At 70.7% G+C, this 20,902-nt stretch carries 22 protein-coding genes and 1 tRNA gene; 10 read left to right on the top strand and 13 right to left on the bottom strand.

The genetic code is table 11. From position 1 onward, the window contains the following. Window positions 1-28 precede the first annotated feature (28 nt). Window positions 29-511 (bottom strand): nitroreductase family deazaflavin-dependent oxidoreductase, encoded by a 483-nt coding sequence (locus H4J02_RS08345; RefSeq protein WP_262405990.1) that lies wholly within the window; start codon window positions 509-511, stop codon window positions 29-31. Between the two features lie 178 nt (window positions 512-689). Between H4J02_RS08345 and H4J02_RS08350 the strand changes: the two genes are divergently transcribed. Next, the gene (locus H4J02_RS08350; RefSeq protein ID WP_187674169.1) at window positions 690-1,526 is read left to right on the top strand and encodes a hypothetical protein; all 837 of its coding nucleotides are present in this window, start codon (window positions 690-692) and stop codon (window positions 1,524-1,526) included. A gap of 51 nt (window positions 1,527-1,577) precedes the next feature. Here H4J02_RS08350 and H4J02_RS08355 read toward each other — a convergent pair whose 3' ends face one another. Further along, window positions 1,578-2,192, bottom strand: a complete 615-nt coding sequence (locus H4J02_RS08355) for an N-acyl homoserine lactonase family protein (RefSeq protein WP_187674170.1) — start codon at window positions 2,190-2,192, stop codon at window positions 1,578-1,580. Window positions 2,193-2,256: 64 nt separating this feature from the next. On the opposite strand from H4J02_RS08355, the gene H4J02_RS08360 reads away from it, so the two are divergent. Then, on the top strand, window positions 2,257-2,760 hold the full coding sequence (locus tag H4J02_RS08360; protein ID WP_187674171.1) for an O-acetyl-ADP-ribose deacetylase: 504 nt from the start codon (window positions 2,257-2,259) through the stop codon (window positions 2,758-2,760). Window positions 2,761-2,990: 230 nt separating this feature from the next. On the opposite strand, the gene H4J02_RS08365 is transcribed toward H4J02_RS08360, so the two are convergent. Then, a complete protein-coding gene (locus H4J02_RS08365) occupies window positions 2,991-3,407 on the bottom strand; it encodes a hypothetical protein (RefSeq protein ID WP_187674172.1) in 417 nt (138 codons plus the stop codon). A gap of 169 nt (window positions 3,408-3,576) precedes the next feature. On the opposite strand from H4J02_RS08365, the gene H4J02_RS08370 reads away from it, so the two are divergent. Further along, on the top strand, window positions 3,577-3,741 hold the full coding sequence (locus tag H4J02_RS08370) for a hypothetical protein (RefSeq protein ID WP_187674173.1): 165 nt from the start codon (window positions 3,577-3,579) through the stop codon (window positions 3,739-3,741). 59 nt (window positions 3,742-3,800) lie between these two features. On the opposite strand, the gene H4J02_RS08375 is transcribed toward H4J02_RS08370, so the two are convergent. The 3 genes from H4J02_RS08375 to H4J02_RS08385 are packed head-to-tail and all read right to left on the bottom strand — an operon-like array spanning window position 3,801 to window position 6,508. Continuing rightward, entirely contained in the window at window positions 3,801-4,778 is a 978-nt protein-coding gene (locus H4J02_RS08375) for a diacylglycerol kinase family protein (RefSeq protein ID WP_262405991.1), read from the bottom strand. A 56-nt stretch (window positions 4,779-4,834) separates the two neighbouring features. Beyond that, the gene (locus H4J02_RS08380; RefSeq protein ID WP_187674175.1) at window positions 4,835-5,935 is read right to left on the bottom strand and encodes an acyl-CoA desaturase; all 1,101 of its coding nucleotides are present in this window, start codon (window positions 5,933-5,935) and stop codon (window positions 4,835-4,837) included. Window positions 5,936-5,968: 33 nt separating this feature from the next. Continuing rightward, the gene (locus H4J02_RS08385) at window positions 5,969-6,508 is read right to left on the bottom strand and encodes a hypothetical protein (RefSeq protein WP_187674176.1); all 540 of its coding nucleotides are present in this window, start codon (window positions 6,506-6,508) and stop codon (window positions 5,969-5,971) included. Between the two features lie 161 nt (window positions 6,509-6,669). Between H4J02_RS08385 and H4J02_RS13910 the strand changes: the two genes are divergently transcribed. Further along, window positions 6,670-6,975, top strand: a complete 306-nt coding sequence (locus H4J02_RS13910) for a transposase (protein ID WP_222942157.1) — start codon at window positions 6,670-6,672, stop codon at window positions 6,973-6,975. Window positions 6,976-7,605: 630 nt separating this feature from the next. Here the strand turns inward: H4J02_RS13910 and H4J02_RS08395 are convergent. Continuing rightward, a tRNA-Pro gene (locus H4J02_RS08395) sits at window positions 7,606-7,679 on the bottom strand. Between the two features lie 173 nt (window positions 7,680-7,852). Between H4J02_RS08395 and H4J02_RS08400 the strand changes: the two genes are divergently transcribed. Genes H4J02_RS08400 through H4J02_RS08410 form a run of 3 tightly spaced genes read left to right on the top strand, consistent with a single transcriptional unit; the run spans window position 7,853 to window position 9,980 of the window. Next, a complete protein-coding gene (locus H4J02_RS08400; protein ID WP_262405992.1) occupies window positions 7,853-8,197 on the top strand; it encodes a hypothetical protein in 345 nt (114 codons plus the stop codon). A gap of 9 nt (window positions 8,198-8,206) precedes the next feature. Further along, on the top strand, window positions 8,207-9,409 hold the full coding sequence (locus H4J02_RS08405) for a kynureninase (RefSeq protein ID WP_187674177.1): 1,203 nt from the start codon (window positions 8,207-8,209) through the stop codon (window positions 9,407-9,409). A 46-nt stretch (window positions 9,410-9,455) separates the two neighbouring features. Beyond that, a complete protein-coding gene (locus H4J02_RS08410) occupies window positions 9,456-9,980 on the top strand; it encodes an adenine phosphoribosyltransferase (protein ID WP_187674178.1) in 525 nt (174 codons plus the stop codon). 20 nt (window positions 9,981-10,000) lie between these two features. Here H4J02_RS08410 and H4J02_RS08415 read toward each other — a convergent pair whose 3' ends face one another. The 5 genes from H4J02_RS08415 to H4J02_RS08435 form a co-directional block, all read right to left on the bottom strand. Next, window positions 10,001-10,441, bottom strand: coding sequence for a hypothetical protein (locus tag H4J02_RS08415; protein ID WP_187674179.1), 441 nt, complete (start codon window positions 10,439-10,441; stop codon window positions 10,001-10,003). A gap of 833 nt (window positions 10,442-11,274) precedes the next feature. Beyond that, window positions 11,275-12,093 carry an ABC transporter permease gene (locus H4J02_RS08420; protein ID WP_262405993.1) on the bottom strand — a complete coding sequence of 273 codons (819 nt, stop codon included), beginning with the start codon at window positions 12,091-12,093 and terminating at the stop codon, window positions 11,275-11,277. Continuing rightward, window positions 12,090-12,914 (bottom strand): ABC transporter permease, encoded by an 825-nt coding sequence (locus H4J02_RS08425; RefSeq protein ID WP_262405994.1) that lies wholly within the window; start codon window positions 12,912-12,914, stop codon window positions 12,090-12,092. Before H4J02_RS08425 ends, H4J02_RS08420 begins: the two co-directional genes overlap by 4 nt. Window position 12,915: 1 nt before the next feature. Continuing rightward, window positions 12,916-13,743 (bottom strand): ABC transporter ATP-binding protein, encoded by an 828-nt coding sequence (locus tag H4J02_RS08430; RefSeq protein ID WP_187674180.1) that lies wholly within the window; start codon window positions 13,741-13,743, stop codon window positions 12,916-12,918. Between the two features lies 1 nt (window position 13,744). After that, on the bottom strand, window positions 13,745-14,878 hold the full coding sequence (locus tag H4J02_RS08435) for an ABC transporter substrate-binding protein (RefSeq protein WP_187674181.1): 1,134 nt from the start codon (window positions 14,876-14,878) through the stop codon (window positions 13,745-13,747). 171 nt (window positions 14,879-15,049) lie between these two features. On the opposite strand from H4J02_RS08435, the gene H4J02_RS08440 reads away from it, so the two are divergent. From H4J02_RS08440 to H4J02_RS08450, 3 genes are read left to right on the top strand one after another with little or no spacing between them, the layout of a single operon-like run. Continuing rightward, window positions 15,050-17,413 carry an excinuclease ABC subunit UvrA gene (locus tag H4J02_RS08440; protein ID WP_187674182.1) on the top strand — a complete coding sequence of 788 codons (2,364 nt, stop codon included), beginning with the start codon at window positions 15,050-15,052 and terminating at the stop codon, window positions 17,411-17,413. Between the two features lie 10 nt (window positions 17,414-17,423). Then, window positions 17,424-18,005 (top strand): HhH-GPD-type base excision DNA repair protein, encoded by a 582-nt coding sequence (locus H4J02_RS08445; RefSeq protein ID WP_187674183.1) that lies wholly within the window; start codon window positions 17,424-17,426, stop codon window positions 18,003-18,005. Window position 18,006: 1 nt separating this feature from the next. Continuing rightward, a complete protein-coding gene (locus H4J02_RS08450) occupies window positions 18,007-19,896 on the top strand; it encodes a heavy metal translocating P-type ATPase (protein ID WP_262405995.1) in 1,890 nt (629 codons plus the stop codon). Here the strand turns inward: H4J02_RS08450 and H4J02_RS08455 are convergent. Further along, complete coding sequence (locus H4J02_RS08455; RefSeq protein ID WP_187674184.1) at window positions 19,889-20,842, bottom strand: L-lactate dehydrogenase; 954 nt, start codon at window positions 20,840-20,842, stop codon at window positions 19,889-19,891. The genes H4J02_RS08450 and H4J02_RS08455 overlap by 8 nt on opposite strands. Window positions 20,843-20,902 lie beyond the last annotated feature (60 nt).

The following is a 20,902-nucleotide window of genomic DNA, read 5'->3' on the forward strand; positions in this document are numbered from 1 at the left end:
CTCGCGGAGCGCACCGTCGCACCGTTGCTCAGCGCGGCACGAGGCGGAAGATGCGCAGCGTGCGCCCCGAGGAGCGCTCGTAGCCGCGATAGCCGGGCCAGTTGTCCTCGAGGATGCGCCACACCTCCTCGCGCTCGTCGTCCGTCACAAGCTCGGCGTGCACGCGACGACGCGCGCCCCGGAAGTCGATCTCCGCATCCGGATGCGCGAACAGGTTCCAGGTCCACGCGGGATGCTCGGGGCGCGCGAAGTTCGAACCCGTGATGTAGATGATGCCGTCGCCGAGGGGACAGCACATGAGGAGGGTCTCGCGCGGCAGCCCCGACTTCGCACCGACCGTGTGGAGTCGCAGCGACGGCACGACGGCGCCGCTGATCGGCCCGCGGCGCCCTCCCGTGATGCGCGCCGCGAACCGCTCGAGCGGGGGCATGATCCGGGGTCCGAATGTGCGGAAGAGCCGTGTGCGGCTGACCCACGCGACGGCTGCACGGACGGGGCGGATGGCTGCCACCGTCCCACCCTACGCAGCGCTCGACCCATGCGGGCAGCCTGGTCGGTGCTCCCCTCGTTTTGGGGTGTGCTCGACTTCGAGCGGTGACGTGGCTGTAACACGCCCGAGACAATCGGCTCCTTGACTGGGTGCACCAGCTCATCACCGCACCGTTGCGGGCACAACGGAAGGCGACGACATGATCGACGACATCCTCGGGGAGTGGGATCTCATCCTCGGCGAGAACGGCCGCGGCGAGTGGGACGGCCGCATCGTGTTCCGCCTCGGGGAGGGCCGCATCGTGGTGGCGGACGCGGACCCGGATGCGAGCGGACGGCCGAGCCGCGTGGAGCTCGCCGGCGACACCGTGCGCTTCGAGATGCTCTCGGCAGGGTCCTCGCGCGGGAACGTGCACCACACCTTCGAGCTGACCCTCACCCCCGACGGCACCCTGCGGGGCACGCGACGGCGCGGACTGCTCGCCCGGACGCCCCTCGTGGGTCGCCGCGTGGTCGCCGAGACGGGCGCACAGGCACCGGAGGCGCTCGGCGGCGACACGCACGCGGCGTCCGTGCCCCCGGAGTCGGACGCGCTCGCCGAGATCAGGGCGCGCGCGGCCGCCGCGGCGGAACGCGCGCGCTTCGCCGCGGCGCAGGCCGCCGCAGCGGCAGCCGAGGCAGAGGCGGCCGAGGCGCTCGAGTTCGCGCGACAGGCCGCGGCGCGGGTGGCGGCGGCGCGCGCCGCCGTCAACGAGCTCGGCCGGCCCGCCGACGCGGCGGCGGAGCCGCGCACCGAGGTGCCCTCCGAGGTGCTCGCGATCCTGCCTGCGCCCTCGCAGCCGCCGGTCTTCGCCCCCGCGCCCGGCGCAGCCGCGCCCACCGCGCCCGTCGCGCCCGTCTCCCCTGCGCCCGTCTCCCCTGCGCTCCTCTCCCCCGGGGAGCACGCGCCGGCATCCGTGCTGGACGACTCGTCCGCGGCGGAGGGGCACGAGCCCGAGGACTCGGACGAGGAGTTCAGCGGCTCGCTCGCCGGGTGACCGGGCGGCCGCCGCGCGGTTCGGTCGATGCGCTCGGTGCGCCCGGTGCGCTCACGGGCGCCAGGGCTCGTGCTGGTGCGCGAGCAGCACCTCGGCCGGGTCGAGCGCGAGGATGAGGCGCTGCCCGTCGGTGGTCGGCTCGTCGAGCTCTCCCGACCAGACGGCGGTGTCACCCGCGATGACGACGCGCCCCGCATCCGTCTCGACGACGACGATCTGACTGCCGCGCGTGTGACCCGGCGCGGGCACGAGGAGCACGCCGGGCAGCAGCTCGAGCTCGCCGTCGACGGGCACGTAGTCGAGCGCGGCGTCCGGCGGGTCGACCCACTGGGGCACCGTGTACTCGGGCCCGAGGGCACGTGCGTCGTCGAGCTCGGCCCGCTGCACGTACACGGGGCGGCCCGCGAACATGCGGTTGCCGCCGCAGTGGTCGAAGTGCAGGTGGGTGTTGACGACGATGTCGACCGAGGCGACGTCGAGCCCCCACTCCTCGAGCGGGCGCACGCGGGGGTCGAGGTCGGCGGCCGCCGGGTGGGTCTCGAGCAGGCCCGTGTCGACGAGCACGCGCGCGTCGGGGTGCTCGACGAGGTAGGCGAGCACCGGCATGAGCTCTCCCTCGGCGACGAGGTCGGCGGTGTGGATGGGCGTGATGGTGGCGTGGACCATGGCGCGACTCTAGGGGCGGGCGGCGGCGCGTGTCACGGGTCACGTCACGGGTAACACTGGAGGCATGGCGCGTATCACGGTCGTCCAGGGCGACATCACGACGCAGGAGGTGGACGCGGTCGTCAACGCCGCCAACCGCGCGATGCGGGGCGGCGGCGGGGTCGACGGCGCCATCCACCGAGCCGGGGGTCCCGCGATCCTCGAGGACTGCATCCGTCGCTTCCCCGACGGGCTCGCGACGGGCGACGCCGGCTGGACGACGGCCGGCGAGCTGCCCGCGCGCTGGGTGATCCACACCGTCGGGCCCGACTACGGTTCCGGCGAGCGCGATCGCTCCCTGCTCGTCTCGTGCTACCGGCGCTCGCTCGAGGTCGCCGACGAGCTCGGGGTGCGCACGATCGCCTTCCCGCTCGTGAGCGCGGGCGTCTACGCGTGGCCCCTCGACGACGCGATCGACGCCGCCGTCGGCACCGTCGCATCCGCCGAGACGCCCGTCGACGAGGTGCGCTTCGTCGCGCTCAGCGCGGATGTCGTGGAGCGGATCGCGGCGCGGATCGCGGCCGCCTGACGCGAGCTGGACGCAGAAGAGGGCCACCCGAAGGCGACCCTCTTGCGTTCTGTCGGGCTGACAGGATGACCCGCATGATTGCGGGCCTCTCCTCATGCAGATCATGTCATGGGATGCATGATCTGCATGGTCTTGGTCCCCTTCTGGTCCCCCGCTGGGAGTCGATTGGCGCGGCGGATGCAACATGCAGAGCTGCCTTCCGCGTCATGCTAATCAAGAAACTCTGAGCGTCATCCTGAGCTCGCGTTGCCGAGTGTATAGATGAACTTGCCGACCGCATCAGGGGCTGGCAGGTCGATTCGGAGTCGGATGCTTCCAGCTTTCGGTCCGGTGCCGTTGACGATTGCCGCTCCGCCGAGTTGGTCGAGAAGCGGGCCCATGACGTCTGCTGCATCGGCGGGCAGATGTCCGACGCCGCGTCCGTTGGAGGTGACGGCGACCCCGGCAGGGGATCGTCGCGTGCGGGACTGGGTGCGCAGGACGTAGGCGCGAGGCGCTTGACCGTCGCGTTCACGATCGTTCACCAGGTAGTGGGTTCGTTCCAGCACGACAGGCCGTGTCGGAAGGTGCCGGAGATCGGGTAGTTCGTGGTGGCGGCTGATGCGACCGGTTGTGATGTGCAGAAGTTGTTCCCACCATGCGGGCATGAGCGCCCCTTCTCCTCGGATCGGTATGCCATCACCGAGGCGGAGCACTCTCTCACTATGTCAGCCCGTGCTGCGAATCCTCCGGCCAGCCGCAGGCCCGAACAGATCACGCAGAGGCAATGTCGTTGATCAACGGTATTCTCGGGCGATTGAGCGTAGCGTGAGGAGCATGTGGACAGTTCTTCTCATCTTGCTTGTGGCTTGGGTGGTGCTGTCGATCGTGGGATTCGTGTTCGAGGGCCTGCTCTGGTTGGCCATCATCGGAATCGTGCTCTTCATCGGCACCCTGATCTTCGGGATACTCCGGCAGCGGGCCAAGCGCGCCAAGGCGTAGTCGCCCCGCGCGGGACGCACGGGGCGCGGTCCACCTTCCTTGCCGTTGCGCCCGGGTTTCTACGGGCGTGACGGCCGCTGCCGGGCTGTGGTGCTCTTCTCCACCGAGTTCGTTCGGGCCGGCACGCGTACGTGCAGGGCGCCTGGGCGGACGCTGACGCGGACACGGGTGATGTGGCCGAAGCTGTCGCCGTCGAGTTCGATGAGGTGAGGGGCGTCGAACCGGGCTTCGAACCGGGTTCCTTGAACGTATGCGAGTGCGTGGAGGTCGGGCGTCCGCTGGAGGAGTCGGCGGCTGAGCGGGGAGCGGCGGGCGAGGCCTTGCAGGGTGAGGCGGGTTCCGATCCGTGCCCACCCGAAGCGTCCAGTCGGGCGCATCATCACGACGTCCAACAGCCCGTCATCGATGATCGCAGCGGGGATCAGGAGCATGTTCCCGGTGAGTGTTCCGCAGTTGCCGACGATGACCGTGTGCGCCCGGGTCGACCTCACTCGCCCTGCGTCGATCCGGTAGTCGAGATGGAAGAGCTTGTTCGCGATGACCGAGCGGGCGATCGGTGTGACGTACGCGAGCCAGCCGAGGTGCTTCTTCGCAATGGTGCTCGTGCTCTCCGCCATCTCCGCATCCAGTCCGATACCCGCCATGACCATGAACGTATGCGAACGCCGGGCGCCGCTCTCGTCCTCGAGCTCAGCCACCCCGACATCCACGGACCGGTCCTCACCTGCGAACGCAGCGGAGACGCAGGCGGAGATGTCGTTGAGCGGCGCGCCGACATCACGTGCGAGGAGATTGCCGGTGCCCAGGGGAACCAGCGCGACCGGGATGCGCGTCCCTTGCATCACCTCCGCGACGGCTCGGACCGTGCCGTCGCCGCCGGCGGCCATCACCACCGCCGGAGCAGCAGCGAGAGCGTGCTCCGCGGCGGCCCGGCCCGCGTCGTCGCTGCGGGTCTCGTACCAGCGCGTCTGCGCCCACCCGTGCTGGACTTCATACTCCGCGACCACGGGCCGAAGCCGCTCCAGCGGGGTCTTCACGGGGTTGTAGACGACGGCGGCGTGCCGTCGCCCGGCTGCCGGGTGGTCCCGCGTGCTCACTGCGGGACTGCGGTGACGTAACGGCGCTGCTCGACCAGGGGACAGGTGAACACGTCACGCTCCCCCAGGCCGACACGGTTGATGTACCGCACGATGATCGCATAGGACGCCAGCAACCCGGTCTGCACATACGGCACATCATGGCTCCGGCAGTACGCGGCGATGATGGGCGCTGCCTTGCGCAGGTGAGGACGCGGCATGGACGGGAACAGGTGATGCTCGATCTGATAGTTCAGCCCGCCCATCGCGGTGTCGAGCAGACGACCGCCGCGGACGTTCCGGCTCATCATCACCTGGCGGCGCAGGAAGTCGAAGCTCGCATCGCGCGGCACGATCGGCATCCCCTTGTGGTTCGGGGCGAACGAGACGCCCATGTAGAACCCGAAGAGCCCGAGCTGGACAGCGAGGAACACGAATGCGATACCCGGCGACAGCACGAGGAAGACGAGCACCGGGAACCCGACCAGCCGGATCAGGAGGAACCCGATCTCGACCCATCGCCTGCTCAACGGCCCGCGCGTGACCACCCGACGCACCCCGGACGCATGCAGCGAGACACCTTCCAGGAGCAGGATCGGGAAGAAGAAGATCCCCTGATGCGAGCGCAACCACGACAGGACCCGCCCTCTCGGCGCGGCACGCTCCGGGGCCACGACGATCACCGGCAGCTCAATGTCCGGATCGGACCCCAGCTTGTTCGGGTTCGCGTGGTGGCGGGTGTGCTTGTGCTGCCACCACCCGTAGCTCATCCCCACCAGCAGGTCGCCGAGGACAAGGCTCACCCAATCGTTCCACTTGCCCGAGACGAAGATCTGCCGGTGCGCCGAATCATGCCCGAGAAAGGCGATCTGCGTGAACACCACCGCCAGGAACACCGCCGTGAACAGCTGCCACCAGGTGTCACCGATCCACACGAACACCAGCAGACCACCGGCGAGCACAAGCGGCAGACCGATCAGCTTCGACCAGTAATACCCATACCGGCGACGCAGCAACCCCTGATCCCGGATCGTCTTCGCCAGGGCCGTGAACTCGCTCCCGGCCCGACCGCCGTGTCGATCTGCAGAGCGCGGTGTGGTCGAACGGATCCCATCCATGATGCGCCTCGCATCCTCGGGTCACGGACGTCATCAACGCCCGTGACCACCCTCGTCAGTCCAGTCATCGATGCGGGCACGATCGTCGGTCGCCGCGGCACGCCGATCCCGCTCAGACACTCGTGTCCCGGAGGTGCGGAACGTTACTGATTCCGCGAGAGCCGCGACAGAGGCCGCTCTGTCATGCTCGCCCGCGGCCGCCTCGCGGAACCGGAGCGCCGCCGCATCCTGCCTGGCCCGGACACCCTCGCTGATCTCCGCGAGCCGGTCGGCGAGCACCCCACCGAGACCGTCGCGCAACTCCTCGAGATTCGTGTTCGCGATCTCCAAGCGACGATCCGAGATCGTCACCTCTACGGTCGAGTACCCAGCCTTCGCAAGACGTTCCCGCGTCTCGCTCCCCAGGATCTCCGTGATCTCGTCCCGTTCGGGGCGGCGCGTGAACACCGCCTCCACCGTGTAACGATCCGGGGCCTCATCAGTCATCAGCGCCGCAGGCAACGAACCCACCAGCACCGATCCCAGGCCCAGCGTCGCGGTATCTGCACCGCTCGTTCGTGTCTGTGTCTCCATAGCCCGACGTTACGCCCCCAACATGTACGCCTCACAGGTTCAACCAAACCCGCGCGCGCCGCAGAAACTGAACTGAGAAGCTGACATCGTCGGGGCGTGAGGAACGAATCGGTGACAACTGATCGTTAGTGCCGGGAGGCGCTGGCGGGGAGGATGTCATCATGCCCGGTCCCTATCCGAAAGAGTTCCGCGAAGACGTCGTCGCGGTCGCTCGTAGCCGTGAGAGCGGCGTCACCATCAAACAGATCGCCACCGACTTCGGCATCAGCGAAGCAACGCTGCAGAATTGGCTCCGCCAAGCCGATATCGAAGACGGCAACCGTCCCGGTCGGACCGCCGCCGATGCCGCCGAGGCCCGGGAGTTGGAGAAGCGGATCCGCCTGCTCGAGCAGGAGAACGAGGTCCTTCGCCGTGCAGCGGCGTATCTGTCGAAGGCGAACCTGCGGCTCGGTGGCTCCCCAAAATGACGTACCCGCTCGTATCTGAGCTCGCCGAATCGGGAATCCCCGTGACGGTGTCGTGCCGGGTCCTCAAGCTCGCAAGACAGCCCTACTACCGGTGGCGAAACGATCCCGTCAGGGACGCGGACATGCTCCGCGCGTATCGGATCAACGCGCTGCATGACGCGGGCAGGAGCTGCGGCTCGCGATCGTCCCATCGAGTTCGAAGCCAAGCTAGCCGAGCCGCTCACACTCGCGGCCTAAACCGAACCTGTCACCAGTTCGTTCCTCACGCCCTCAACGCGGCCTCGGCAGACTTACCCCCATCGAGTTTGAGATGATCTACAAGACGCAGAAGCGGCCTGATCACCCCAAACCCCGACTGTCAACGAGACTCGGGGCAGACCCCATGAAAGTCAACAGACTGTTGATGCGCTGGTGGAATGTGGCGAAGACCGCAGCGAGCTCGGGCGGCTCAGAACCGTACAAATCGACAAAGGCGTCAGGCGCGCCGTCGTACTCAGACTGGAGTCGCCGTAGCAGCACATCACGGTCGGGTATGGCGGCAGAATCCCACATCCGCCGGGTTCTGGACGGATCGGCGCGGAGGGAAGGTGAAAGCCCCGACAGGAATCTCAGTCCTATCGGGGCGTTCCGTCGGGCTGACAGGATTTGAACCTGCGACCCCTTGACCCCCAGTCAAGTGCGCTACCAAGCTGCGCCACAGCCCGTGGCTTGTGCCGATGACCGGCACGGCTACCTACCTTACCGTGTCCGGAGGGTGCCGGATGCCGCATCCGCCTCCGCGCGCCACGCGCCGCATCCGCCGCTCCCCCGCGTCGGCACCCGGGCGTATTCTCGATGCCGCGGAGGCCGGCCGCTCGTCACGAGAGGAGAGGCAGGCATGGTCGTCAACGGCGACCCGCAGGACGGGCTCGACGCCGCCACCCGGGCGCGCGCCGGCTACCGCGGAGAGTGGCATCCGATGCTCGCCGCGGTCGAGGGGCCCGTCGGCACGTGGACGATGACGGCGCCCGACGGCGGGCGCTACGCGGTCATCCGGATGCTGCGGCTCGGCGACGAGACCGGGTACCGCGCCGTCACGTGGGCGGAGCGCTCGCCCGACCGGCAGCTCATCGGCTACTACCGCAGCCTTCGAGCGGCTGCGGCGGCCGCCCACCGGCGCTATCTCGCGGGCCACGGGCCGCGCGGGTTGCCTGCCGTCGGGCACGCCTCCGCGCGGCGCTAGCCTCGGCTCATGCCCTCCGATCGTGCCCGATCCCTCGACGCCACCGACCCGCTGCGGGCCTACCGCGGGCGCTTCGTGCCGAGCGAGGGGGTCGTCGCGTACCTCGACGGCAACTCCCTCGGGAGGCCGCTCACGGCATCCGTCGAGCGCCTCGACCGCTTCGCGCGGGAGGAGTGGGGCGGGCGCCTCATCCGCGGCTGGGACGAGGGCTGGCTCGACCTGCCGCTCATCCTCGGTGACGCCCTCGGCGAGCACGTGCTCGGCGCGGCGCCCGGCCAGGTCGCGGTCGCCGACTCGACGTCCGTGCTCATCTACAAGCTCGCCCGTGCCGCTCTCGACGCACGCCCGGGACGCGACGAGGTCATCGTCGACCGCGGCAACTTCCCGAGCGACCGCTACCTCCTCGAGGGCATCGCCGCCGAGCGCGGGCTCACGCTGCGCTGGCTCGACCCCGACCCCGCGGGCGGCGTCACGCCGGAGGCCGTCGCGGATGCCGTGAGCGAGCGCACGGCGCTCGGACTCTTCAGCTCGGTCGCCTACCGCTCGGGCCACCTCGCCGACATGCGCGGAATCACCACCGTGCTGCACGACGCGGGCGCACTCGCCATGTGGGACCTGTGCCACAGCGCGGGCGTCGTGCCGACACCGCTCGACGCGTGGGGCGTCGACCTCGCGGTCGGGTGCGGGTACAAGTACCTGAACGGCGGCCCGGGCGCACCCGCGTTCCTGTACGTGCGGCGTGAGCTGCAGGGCGAGCTGCGGCAGCCCGTCCAGGGCTGGATGGGCTCGCACGCGCCCTTCGAGATGGGGCAGGGCTACCGGCCGGCCGACGGCATCCGCGGCTTTCTCACGGGCACTCCCCCGATCCTCGCGATGCAACCCCTCGTCGACATGGTCGCGCTCATCGCCGAGGCGGGCCTCGACGTCATCCGGGCCAAGTCGATCGCGCTCACTGAGTACGCGATCGAGCTCGTCGACGCCGAGCTGCCGGATGCGCGCCTCGCCTCCCCGAGCGACCCGGCGCAGCGAGGCGGTCACGTCACGATCGACCACCCGCGGTTCGCGGAGCTGCTGCCGCGTCTCTGGGCGGCGGGCGTCATCCCGGACTTCCGTCGGCCCGACGGGCTGCGGCTCGGCTGCTCGCCGCTCTCGACGTCGTTCGCCGAGGTCGAGGCGGGAGTGCACGCGATCCGCGAGGCCCTGGCGGCGTAGCCCGGCGCGAAACCTCGTCGCCACACGGGCCGCGTAGCCTGAACGGATGACCGACGCCACCTCGTACCTCGACGCGCTCACGCGCGTGATCCCCGACTTCCCGGAGCCCGGCATCCGGTTCCGCGACCTCACGCCCGTGTTCGCCGACGGTGCCGCTCTCGCGGCCGTCGCGGATGCGCTCGTCGCGCCCTTCGAGGGTCGGTTCGACGTCATCGCGGGCGTCGAGGCGCGCGGCTTCGCGCTCGCCGCCGCCGCCGCGGCACGCTCCGGGCACGGGCTGCTGCTCGTGCGGAAGAAGGGCAAGCTGCCCGGCGAGACGCTCAGCGAGAGCTACGCGCTCGAGTACGGCGAGGCGACGCTCGAGGTGCACACCGACCAGCTGCCGGCGGGCACGCGCGTGCTGCTGGTCGACGACGTGCTCGCCACGGGTGGCACGCTCGGCGCGTCGCAGCGGCTCATCGAGCGCGCGGGGTGGGTGCTCGCGGGCACAGCCGTCGTGCTCGAGCTCGACGGCCTCGGCGGGCGCGAGAAGCTCGCACCGCGCGAGGTCGTCGCGCTCCAGCGCGCCTGAGCGTCCTCTGCGGCTCGGCGTCAGGACGGGGACGCGGCCAGCTCGTCGGGGTGGTTCGGCGTCCACGCGAACCAGCCGCCGTCGGACGGGACGACCGCCCAGTCACCGCACGCCCACACGTCGTCGGCCTTGAACACATCCGGGGCCCCCTCGACGGCGAACGCGGGAGCGGAGCGGCGCTCCACCTCGGCGCACAGCGACTCGTCGAGCTTGGAGTCGCTCGTCAGCAGGATCGTGACGACCTCGCCGTCGGTCTTCTCGCGGATGCGGATGTCGGCCGCGTCGTCGGGCACCCAGGGCGCCGAGCCCGCCCACTCGGTCGTGAGGTCGGCTGCGGACGCGAACTCGACGCTGCGCTCCTGATAGAGCACCTCGTCGACGATCGAGCACCCGCTCAGCAGGACGGCCGCGGGGATGACGGCGGCGAGGGCGAAGGCTGCGGGGCGACGGTTCTTCATCATGCATCCAGCCTCGCGGGGGCGGGGTGTCGCGGGCGTCGGGCGGGCGTCGGAAGCGGGTCCGCCCAGAGGATGACGCGCCCCCGCTGCTCGCGCACCGCCCCGCCGCTCCCCCGCTGGTTGAGTAGCGCCGCGCCGTGCGCGCAGCGCTCGGCACGACGCGTATCGAAACCCTCGCACCGCGTATCAACAGCGGGCCATGGATGCAGTCCCTCCGCACGTGATGCGTCCCTCGGGTTTCGATACGCCGTGCGTCGCGCCCTCCGGGCACGGCGCGCGGCACTCAACCAGCGGTGAACCAGCGCGATTGCCTATCGAAACCCCGCGTCCGGCGACGTGCCCCCCTCCCGTTGGTTGAGTAGCGCCGCGCGCGAAGCGCACGACGCGTATCGAAACCCTCGCACCCGCGTATCAACAGCGGGTCACGGGATGCGTTGCCTCCGCACGTCATCCGTCCCTCGGGTTTCGATACGCCGTGCGTCGCGCCTCCGGCGCGGCGCGCGGCACTCAACCAGCGGTGAACCAGCGCGATTGCCTATCGAAACCCCGCGTCCGGAGACGTGCCCCCCCTCCCGTTGGTTGAGTAGCGCCGCGCGCGAAGCGCACGACGCGTATCGAAACCCTCGCACCCGCGTATCAACAGCGGGTCACGGGATGCGTTGCCTCCGCACGTCATCCGTCCCTCGGGTTTCGATACGCCGTGCGTCGCGCCCTATGGGCGCGGCGCGCGGCACTCAACCAGCGGTGAGACGTGCGCGGCCGCGAAGCGGCCACGTCGGCGTAGCCGACCGAGTGCGGAGTCGGCGAAGCCGGCCGCTGCTCGGCGTCAGCGCGGGTTACGTCAGCGACCCCGTCATCCCCATGCGCGCGAGCACCGCGTCCTCGATGACCTGCACGACGTTGTAGAGCACGAGGGTCACGAGGGTGATGACGGCGACCGACGCCCACAAATCGTCAAAGCGCGCGGAGGCGGAGAACTTCTGGATCATCCCGCCGATGCCCGTTCCTGTCGACAGCCACTCGGCGAGCAGCGCACCCGTGACGGCGCCGGGCACAGAGACGCGCGCCGCGACGAAGAGCGACGGCAGGGCACCTGGGATGCTGACCTTCCGCAGCTGCGTGAGCCGCGATCCGCCGTACACCGCGACGAGGTCGAGGCTCTCCCGGTTCGCCCGCGACAGCCCGAACATGACGGATGCGAGGGCCGGGAACAGCACGACGATCGACCCGATGACCGCGACCGACGCGACCGTGCCGCGTCCCGTGAGCAGGATGATGACGGGCGCGATCGACACGAGCGGCACGGTGCGCAGCACGAGCGCGAGCGGCATGACCCCCGCCTCGACGGCACGTGAGAGCGAGAAGAGCACGGCGAGCAGGATCGCGACCGCCATGCCCACGACCCAGCCGAGCGCGGCATCCTGAAGCGTCTGCGCGAGCAGCGGCGCGAGCGCCGCCCGATGGGCCTCAGCTGACTTCTCAACCGCCACGCCGGGGGCGTCGACGAAGAGGTGGTCCCACACGTCGAGCGGTCCCTTGGCGACGTAGGGCGAGATGCCCGTGAGGCTCACGACCGCCTGCCACAGCAGCAGCACGATCGCGAGCGTCAGGAGCGCGTTGAGGAGCGAGCGCCCGACGGTGCGTGCGACGATCACGGCGCCGCCCTCCCCGCGACCCACGGCGTCACGAGCCGCGAGACGAGCCCCACGAGCGCGTAGCCGATGAGGGCGACGACCGCGCACAGCAGGAATACGACCCACACGCGCGTCGAGTCGAGGTTGCCCTGCAGGCGGATGAGGGTGATGCCGACGCTGCGGTCGGTCGCGCCCATGTACTCCCCCAGCACGGCGCCGAGGAAGGCGCTCGGCACGGCGATCTGCAGGGCGTTGAGGATGCTCGGGGCCGCCGCGATGAGGCGCACCTTGGTGAGCTGCGTCCACCGCCCGCCGCCGAAGACGCGCACGACATCGAGGCTCGCGCGATCGGCGGCGCGGAACCCCGCGAGCGCGCCCACGACGGTCGTGAAGAATACCGCGAGCGCCGCGAGGAACACGGCGGTCGCCGACGGGTCTCCCGCGCGCTTCGCCCCGCCGAGCACGACGATCGCGATGCCGCCCACGGCGACGACGGGCAGGCAGTACGACACGACGGCGATCTGCGTCACGATGGGCTCGATGCGCGGCACGAGCAGCACGGTCGCGGCGAGCAGCAGCGCGATGCCGTTGCCCCACGCGAAGCCCAGCAGCGCCTCGGTGATGGTCACGCGGAACACGTCCCAGTACGCGACCGGCCCGTCGGCCACGAGCTGCGAGAGCACCGCGTACGGGCTCGGCACGGGTGTGAAGTCGGTGCCGGCGGGCGGTGTGAATACAGTCGCCGAGAACAGCCACCACACCGCGACGAGCGCGACCGCGCCCACGACCCCCGCGAGCCAGCGCGGCATCCCGCGACGCCGTGAGCCGGATGCTGCGGCCACGTCACGCCTCCGCTTCGGCACGCCCGTCGGCGCCGAACAGCAGCTCGGATACGCGGTCGACGAGGGCGTGGAACTCGGGGGTGCGCATGAGCTCGGGCGTGCGCGGACGCGGCAGGTCGACCTCGATGATCTCCTTCACCCGTCCCGGCCGCGGCGACATCACCGCGACGCGGTCGGAGAGGAAGATCGCCTCCTGGATGCCGTGCGTCACGAGGAGCGTGGTGGCGGGCTTCTCGGTCCAGATGCGCAGGAGCTCGAGGTTGAGGTTCTGGCGCGTCATGTCGTCGAGGGCGCCGAACGGCTCGTCGAGCAGCAGCACGGAGGGCTTGAGCGCGAGGGCGCGCGCGATCGAGACGCGCTGCCGCATCCCGCCCGAGAGCTGCGCGGGCTTCGCCTTCTCGAACCCCGTGAGCCCCACGAGGGCGATGAGCTCGTCGATGTACGCCTCGTCGGGTTTGCGGCCCGCGACCTCGAAGGGCAGGCGGATGTTGGCGCGCACGCTCCGCCAGGGAAGGAGCGCGTGGTCCTGGAACGCGATGCCGAGCTCGCTCGCCCTCCGCAGCTCGTGCGGCGTCTTGCCGTCGACGCGCACCTCGCCCGTCGTCGGCTCCTCGAGGTCGGCGAGGATGCGCAGGATCGTCGACTTGCCGCATCCGGAGGGCCCGAGCAGCGCGAGGAACGAGCCCTGGTCGGTGTGCAGCTCGGTGTCCTGCAGCGCCTGCACGGTGCGGCCCCGCCCGACGCTGAACGTCTTGCTGAGGCCGTCGATCCGGATGCCGGTGCCCGGGGTCACCCGAGCACCGGCATCCGCTGTTGCTTCGATCGTCATGTCAGCCGAGGTAGGCCTTCAGCTCGGGGAGCTCGGCGTAGATCTCGTCGAGGATCGAGGTGTCGAAGAGCTGCTCGACCGTGACCTCCCAGCCGGCGGCCGCGAGCGACGCGACCGTCTGCGCCTTCAGCTCGTCGGAGATCGTGAAGAGGCCGTTCGCCTCGGTCTCCTCCGTGCTGATGAGCAGCTTCTGCGCGTCGAGGCCCATGCCGGTCTTGACCGGGTCGAGCGCGCCGAAGACCGACTCGAGCCCGTCGGCGTTCTCGGCCGCGGCCTTGTTGTAGTAGGTCTCGATGAGCGAGACGGTCGCGTCGGTCGGCTGCTGGAACACGTCGGTCCAGCCCTTGATCTCGGCGATGAGGAACGCCTTGAGCAGCTCGCGGTTCTCGGCGAGGAACTGGTCGGTCACCGAGAAGGTCTCGGCCACGTACGGCACGCCATTGTCGGCGTACGGCAGGTTGGTGACCGCGTAGCCCGCGAGCTCGACCGTGAGGGCCTCGTTCGTAAGGTAGGCCATGAAGCCGTCGACCTCGCCGTTCATGAGGGGCGTCGGGTCGAAGTCGACCGGCACGACCTCGACCTCGTCGGGCGAGATGCCGTTGGCGTTGAGGATCGCCGCGAAGACGCTCGCGTTGGAGTCCTGCACGCCGATCTTCTTGCCGACGAGGTCGGCGGGCGTCTGGATGTCGGCGCCGTCGGTGAGCGAGAGGATCGTGAAGGGGTTCTTCTGGAACGTCGCGCCGATGATCTTGAGCGGGGCGTCCTGCTCGGCGATCGCGGCGCCGATCGAGGCGGCGTCGGAGAGGGCGACCTGCACGGTGCCCGAGAGCAGCTTCGCGACGCCCGTGTCGGGGCCCGAGATGCCGATGACCTCCGAGAAGCCGGCCTCGTCGTAGTAGCCGTTCTCGTAGGCGTAGAACTCGCCCGCGAACTCCTCGTTCTTGATCCACGAGTACTGCACGCTGATCTCGCCGTAGGAGGCGCCATCGGCGTCGTCGCCGGCCTCGGCGGAGTCGCCCGGCGCGCACGCCGAGAGCACGAGCAAAGAAGCGGCGGATGCGGCGAGCGCGGCGGCGAGGCGCCGTGCGGTCGTGCGGGTGGTGGAGCGGGCGGCGGTGCCTGTCGTGGGTGCCATGCGGCGGTGATCCCTTCGGGTGATGAGGGCTGGGAATGCGATTGCCGCCGACGGTAGCGACGCCACGTTTCCGCCTGCGTGCGTGGGTGTTTCCGCGCTGTTACGCCCACCTCCCGAAGTCGATCAGAAATGAGGAAGCCCGATGTCCGCATCCCTCGTTAGCGTTTCGGTATGACCACCACGCACCCCGCAGACGGCCACGACACCATCCGCGTCACCGGCGCCCGCGAGAACAACCTCAAAGACGTGAGCCTCGAGCTGCCGAAGCGGCGGCTCACGGTCTTCACGGGCGTCTCGGGTTCCGGCAAGAGCTCGCTCGTCTTCGGCACGATCGCCGCCGAGTCGCAGCGCATGATCAACGAGACCTACCCCGCGTTCGTGCAGGGCTTCATGGCCTCCCTCGCGCGCCCCGACGTCGACGGACTCGAGGGGCTCACGACGGCGATCATCGTCGACCAGGAGCGCCTCGGCGCGAACTCGCGGTCGACCGTCGGCACGGTCACCGACGCGAACGCGCTCCTGCGCATCCTGTTCAGCAGGCTGGGCGAGCCGCACATCGGCTCGCCGCAGGCGTTCTCGTTCAACATCCCGACCGTGCGGGGCGGCGGTGCCATCACGATCGAGAAGGGCGACGGCGTCAAGAAGGTCGTGCGCGACTTCGCGCAGCTCGGCGGCATGTGCCCGCGCTGCGAGGGCATGGGGCAGGTGAACGACATCGACCTCGCGCAGATCTACGACGCCGACAAGTCGCTCAACGAAGGCGCCATCACCGTGCCGGGCTACACGGCCGACGGGTGGGGCACGCGCATGTACGCCGACTCGGGATTCTTCCCCGCCGACCTGCCGATCCGCGACTTCACCGAGCAGCAGCTGCACGACTTCCTCTACAAGGAGCCCACGAAGGTCAAGGTCAGCGGCATCAACATCACCTACGAGGGCCTCGTGGCGCGCATCCAGAAGTCGATGCTCTCGAAAGACCCGGATGCCATGCAGCCGCACATCCGCGCGTTCGTCGAGCGGGCGGTCGCCTTCCAGCCGTGCCCGGAGTGCGCGGGCACGCGCCTCAACGAGGGCGCGCGCTCGTCGAAGATCGCGGGGATCTCGATCGCCGATGCGTGCGCCATGCAGATCACCGACCTCGCGGAGTGGGTGCGGGGCCTCGACGAGCCGAGTGTCGCGCCGCTCCTCGCCACCCTCCGCCACCTGCTCGACTCGTTCGTGAGCATCGGCCTCGGCTACCTCTCCCTCGACCGCGCCTCGGGCACGCTCTCGGGCGGCGAGGCGCAGCGCACGAAGATGATCCGCCACCTCGGGTCGTCGCTCACCGACGTCACCTACGTCTTCGACGAGCCGACCGTCGGCCTGCACCCCCACGACATCCGCCGCATGAACGAGCTGCTGCTGCGCCTGCGCGACAAGGGCAACACGGTGCTCGTCGTCGAGCACAAGCCGGAGGCGATCGCGATCGCCGACAACGTCGTCGACCTCGGCCCGCGCGCGGGCTCGGCGGGCGGGCAGATCGTCTTCGAGGGCACCGTCGACGAGCTGCGGAAGGCCGACACCCTCACGGGCCGGCACCTCGACGACCGCGCGCGGCTCAAGGATGCGGTGCGCGCGCCGAACGGCAGCCTCGAGATCCGCGGCGCGTCCACGCACAACCTCCAGGACGTCGACGTCGACATCCCGCTCGGCGTGCTCGTCGTCGTGACGGGCGTCGCGGGGTCGGGCAAGAGCTCGCTCATCCACGGCTCTGTGTCGCCACGCGAGGGCGTCGTGACGGTCGACCAGGGCGCCATCCGCGGGTCGCGCCGCAGCAACCCCGCCACCTACACGGGCCTTCTCGAGCCGATCCGCAAGGCCTTCGCGAAGGCGAACGGCGTGAAGCCGGCTCTCTTCAGCGCCAACTCGGAGGGCGCGTGCCCCAACTGCAACGGCGCGGGCGTCATCTACGTCGAGCTCGGCGTCATGGCGGGCGTCGAGACCCCGTGTGAGGTGTGCGAGGGCCGCCGCTTCGACTCCTCCGTGCTTGAGTACCGCCTGGGCGGCAAGGACATCAGCGAGGTGCTCGCGATGCCCGTGAGCGAGGCGCTCGAGTTCTTCTCGGGCGGCGAGGCGAAGCTGCCCGCCGCATCCGCCGTGCTCCAGCGCCTCGTGGATGTGGGTCTCGGCTACCTCAACATCGGGCAGCCGCTCACGACCCTCTCGGGCGGCGAGCGGCAGCGGCTCAAGCTCGCCGTGCACATGGCGGAGGAGGGCGGCCTCTACGTGCTCGACGAGCCGACGACCGGCCTCCACCTCGCGGATGTCGAGGCCCTTCTCGGCCTGCTCGACCGCCTCGTCGAGGCGGGCAAGTCGGTCATCGTCATCGAGCATCACCAGGCGGTGATGGCGCACGCCGACTGGATCATCGACATCGGCCCGGGCGCGGGGCACGACGGAGGTCGCGTCGTGTTCGAGGGCACGCCGGCGCAGCTCGTGGCCGACCGCTCGACCCTCACGGGGCAGCACCTGGCGGAGTACGTCGGCGCGGTGTAGGCATGGAGGCATGCCCACCGTGCACCTCACCGGCGATCCGGATGCCGACCGACTCCTCTCCGACAGCCCGCTCGCGCTCCTGATCGGGATGCTGCTCGACCAGCAGGTGCCCATGGAGACCGCGTTCGCGGGGCCCGAGAAGCTGCGTACACGGATGGGCGGCGAGCTCGACGCGGCCGCGATCGCGGACGCCGACCCCGAGGCCCTCGCGGAGCTCTTCAAGGAGTCCTCCGCCATCCACCGCTTCCCCGGGTCGATGGCGGCGCGTGTGCAGGCGCTGTGCCGCACGATCATCGACGACTGGCACGGCGACGCAGCGGCGATCTGGACCGAGGGCTCCCCCGACGGCGCGACCGTGCTGCGCCGCCTCAAGGCCCTCCCGGGCTTCGGTGACCAGAAGGCCCGGATCTTCCTCGCGCTCCTCGGCAAGCAGTACGGCTTCGACGGCGCCGGCTGGCGCGAGGCCGCCGGCGCCTACGGCGAGGAGGGCTCGTACCGCTCGGTCGCCGACATCGTCGACGCGGAGTCGCTGCAGAAGGTGCGCGCGGCGAAGAAGGCCGCGAAGGCCGCCGCGAAGACCGCCAAGGCCTGACGTGCGGCCGACCCCGCTCGTTCTGCGTCTCGCCCGGCGCTACTGGGCGGTGACGCTGACCCTCGCGGTCGGCCTCGCCGGCATCCTGCTCGCCCTCGCGGGCGCGGGCCGGCTCGTGCAGTGGGTGTTCAGCGCCTACGCCCTCGCGATCGCCGTCTGGCAGGCGATCGGGATGCTGCGCGAGCTGCTGCGAGGGCACTTCGGCCTCGACGTGCTCGCCGTCACGGCGATCGTCGCGACCGTCGCCGTGGGAGAGTTCGTGGCCGCGCTGGTCGTCGTGCTCATGCTCACGGGCGGCGAGGCGCTCGAGGACTACGCGAACCGACGCGCCAAGCGGGAGCTCGACGCGCTGCTCGCCCGCGCTCCCCTGCGCGCGCACGTGCAGCGCGACGGCGGCATCCACGACGTCGACGTCGCGGAGGTCTCCGTGGGCGACGTGCTGCTCGTGCGGCCGGCGGAGCTCATCCCCGTCGACGGGGTGCTGCTGTCGCCCTCGGCGAGCGTCGACCAGTCCTCGCTCACGGGCGAGAGCATCCCGGTCGAGAAGACCGGGGGCGACGAGCTGCTCTCCGGCTCGGTCAACGGCGCGGATGCCGTCGAGCTGCGCGCCACCGCGACGGCCGCGGCGAGCCAGTACCAGCAGATCGTGGCGCTCGTCGCGGAGGCCTCCGCGAGCCGCGCCCCCGTCGTGCGCCTCGCCGACCGCTTCGCCGTGCCGTTCACGCTCTTCGCGCTCGCTCTCGGCGCCGTCGCGTGGATCGTGTCGGGCACGCCCAACCGCTTCGCCGAGGTGCTCGTCCTCGCGACGCCGTGCCCGCTGCTCATCGCGGCCCCGGTCGCGTTCGTCGGCGGCATGAGCCGTGCGGCGCGCGACGGCATCATCGTCAAGGGCGGCAGCGTGCTCGAACGCCTCTCCGCGGCCCGCACCCTCGTGTTCGACAAGACGGGCACCCTCACCCACGGGGCCCCCGTCATCACCGCCGTCCGCCCCGAGCCCGGATTCACGGAGGACGAGCTGCTCGCGGCCGTCGCGAGCGCCGAGGAGTACTCCTCGCACGTGCTCGCCGCCTCCATGATCCGCGCGGCGGAGGAGCGGGGCCTCACGCGCACCGAGGCGACGCGCGCCCGTGAGGTCGCGACGAACGGCGTCGACGCGGAGATCGCCGGCCGTCGGGTGGTCGTCGGCAAGTTCCGCTTCGTCGCCGAGCACGCCCCGGATGCGCGACGCACCCGCATCGAGCCCGGCGAGCTCGCCGTCTACGCCGCGATCGACGGCGCCTACGCGGGCGCGATCCTCGCGAGCGACACGGTGCGGGAGAACGCGGGCGCGACGCTCGATCGCCTGCGCGCCCTCGGCATCCGTCGCGCCGTCATGCTCACGGGCGACGCGCGCGAGACCGCCGAGCACGTGGCGGCGGGCCTCGGCATCGCCGAGGTGCGCGCCGAGTGCCTGCCCGCCGACAAGGTCGAGACGGTCGCGGGCATCGAGGAGCGCCCGGTCGTCATGGTCGGCGACGGCGTCAACGACGCCCCCGTGCTCGCCGCGGCGGATGTCGGCATCGCGATGGGCGCGAAGGGCGCGACCGCGGCGAGCGAGTCCGCCGACGCCGTCGTCCTCGTCGACGACATCGCGCGCGTCGCCGACGCGGTCGTCATCGGCCGACGCACGGTCTCCGTCGCGCTGCAGAGCATCTGGCTCGGCATCGCGGTCTCCGTGGGCCTCATGCTCGTGGCGGCGTTCGGCTTCATCCCCGCGACGGCGGGCGCCCTGCTGCAGGAGGCCGTCGACCTCGTGACGATCCTCGCGGCCCTGCGCGCGATCGGCTCACGGCGCGACGACACCCGCCTCGCGTCGGCGGCCGCGATCCGCGAGGCCGCCCCGGTCAGCTGATCCCGAGCCGCTCGAGCGAGCTGCGGATGGTCGCTGCCGACTCCGCGAACCGCTCGCGCTCCTCGTCGTCGAACGGCACCTCGATGACGCGCCGCACACCCGTCGCGTCGACGACGCTCGGCACCGAGAGGGCGACGCCGCTGACGCCGAGGTAGCCGTCGAGCACGCTCGACACGGGCAGCACGGCGCCCTCGTCGCGCAGGATCGCCTCGACGATGCGCGCCCCCGAGAGCCCGATCGCGTAGTTCGTCGCGCCCTTGCCCGCGATGACCGCGTAGGCCGCGTTCTTCACCTCGTCGGCGATGCGATCGAGCTCGTCGCGCGCGAGCGGGCCGCCGCCGGCATCCCAGTGCCCGAGCGGCACCGGACCGATACGCGCTTGCGACCACAGGGCGAACTCGGAGTCGCCGTGCTCGCCGACGATCATGGCGTGCGTGCTCGATGCCGCGACGCCGAGCCGCTCGGCGAGCAGCCAGCGCAGGCGGGCGGAGTCGAGCACGGTGCCCGACGCGAAGACGCGCGAGGCGGGCAGTCCCGAGAACCGCTGGGCGGCCACCGCGAGCACGTCGCACGGGTTCGACACGATCACGAATACGGCCTCCGGTGCGCGCTCGACGAGCTCGGGCATGAGGTCGCGGATGATTCCCACGTTGACGCCCGCGAGCTCGAGCCGCGTCTGGCCGGGCTTCTGCTTCGCCCCCGCGGTGATGACGACGACGTTCGAGCCGGCGACGATCGACAGGTCGGCGCCGCCCGTGATGCGCGAGGCGCCCGTGAAGGGCGTGCCGTGGGCGAGGTCGAGCGCCTCCGCATCGACACGCGCCTTGTCGATGTCGTAGAGCGCCACCTCGCGTGCGGTGTTGCGGATGAGGGCGGCGTAGGCGGTCGAGGTGCCGACGGCGCCCGCCCCGATGACGCTGAGCTTCGCGTTCTCGATGACGGCCATGCGACGATCCTGACGGATGCCGTGGGCGCGCGACAGGCCTGAGGTCCCGCGATCCGAGGG

It is taken from the genome of Protaetiibacter sp. SSC-01, assembly GCF_014483895.1.
Classification (GTDB): Bacteria; Actinomycetota; Actinomycetes; order Actinomycetales; family Microbacteriaceae; genus Homoserinibacter.

Excerpts from the sequence above, each read along its gene's own strand:
- H4J02_RS08350 (WP_187674169.1), top strand. The coding sequence starts at position 690 with ATGATCGACGACATCCTCGGGGAGTGGGATCTCATCCTCGGCGAGAAC.
- H4J02_RS08355 (WP_187674170.1), bottom strand. The coding sequence starts at position 2,192 with ATGGTCCACGCCACCATCACGCCCATCCACACCGCCGACCTCGTCGCC.
- H4J02_RS08360 (WP_187674171.1), top strand. The coding sequence starts at position 2,257 with ATGGCGCGTATCACGGTCGTCCAGGGCGACATCACGACGCAGGAGGTG.
- H4J02_RS08365 (WP_187674172.1), bottom strand. The coding sequence starts at position 3,407 with ATGCCCGCATGGTGGGAACAACTTCTGCACATCACAACCGGTCGCATC.
- H4J02_RS08370 (WP_187674173.1), top strand. The coding sequence starts at position 3,577 with ATGTGGACAGTTCTTCTCATCTTGCTTGTGGCTTGGGTGGTGCTGTCG.
- H4J02_RS08380 (WP_187674175.1), bottom strand. The coding sequence starts at position 5,935 with ATGGATGGGATCCGTTCGACCACACCGCGCTCTGCAGATCGACACGGC.
- H4J02_RS08385 (WP_187674176.1), bottom strand. The coding sequence starts at position 6,508 with ATGGAGACACAGACACGAACGAGCGGTGCAGATACCGCGACGCTGGGC.
- H4J02_RS13910 (WP_222942157.1), top strand. The coding sequence starts at position 6,670 with ATGCCCGGTCCCTATCCGAAAGAGTTCCGCGAAGACGTCGTCGCGGTC.
- H4J02_RS08400 (WP_262405992.1), top strand. The coding sequence starts at position 7,853 with ATGGTCGTCAACGGCGACCCGCAGGACGGGCTCGACGCCGCCACCCGG.
- H4J02_RS08405 (WP_187674177.1), top strand. The coding sequence starts at position 8,207 with ATGCCCTCCGATCGTGCCCGATCCCTCGACGCCACCGACCCGCTGCGG.
- H4J02_RS08410 (WP_187674178.1), top strand. The coding sequence starts at position 9,456 with ATGACCGACGCCACCTCGTACCTCGACGCGCTCACGCGCGTGATCCCC.
- H4J02_RS08415 (WP_187674179.1), bottom strand. The coding sequence starts at position 10,441 with ATGATGAAGAACCGTCGCCCCGCAGCCTTCGCCCTCGCCGCCGTCATC.
- H4J02_RS08430 (WP_187674180.1), bottom strand. The coding sequence starts at position 13,743 with ATGACGATCGAAGCAACAGCGGATGCCGGTGCTCGGGTGACCCCGGGC.
- H4J02_RS08435 (WP_187674181.1), bottom strand. The coding sequence starts at position 14,878 with ATGGCACCCACGACAGGCACCGCCGCCCGCTCCACCACCCGCACGACC.
- H4J02_RS08440 (WP_187674182.1), top strand. The coding sequence starts at position 15,050 with ATGACCACCACGCACCCCGCAGACGGCCACGACACCATCCGCGTCACC.
- H4J02_RS08445 (WP_187674183.1), top strand. The coding sequence starts at position 17,424 with ATGCCCACCGTGCACCTCACCGGCGATCCGGATGCCGACCGACTCCTC.
- H4J02_RS08455 (WP_187674184.1), bottom strand. The coding sequence starts at position 20,842 with ATGGCCGTCATCGAGAACGCGAAGCTCAGCGTCATCGGGGCGGGCGCC.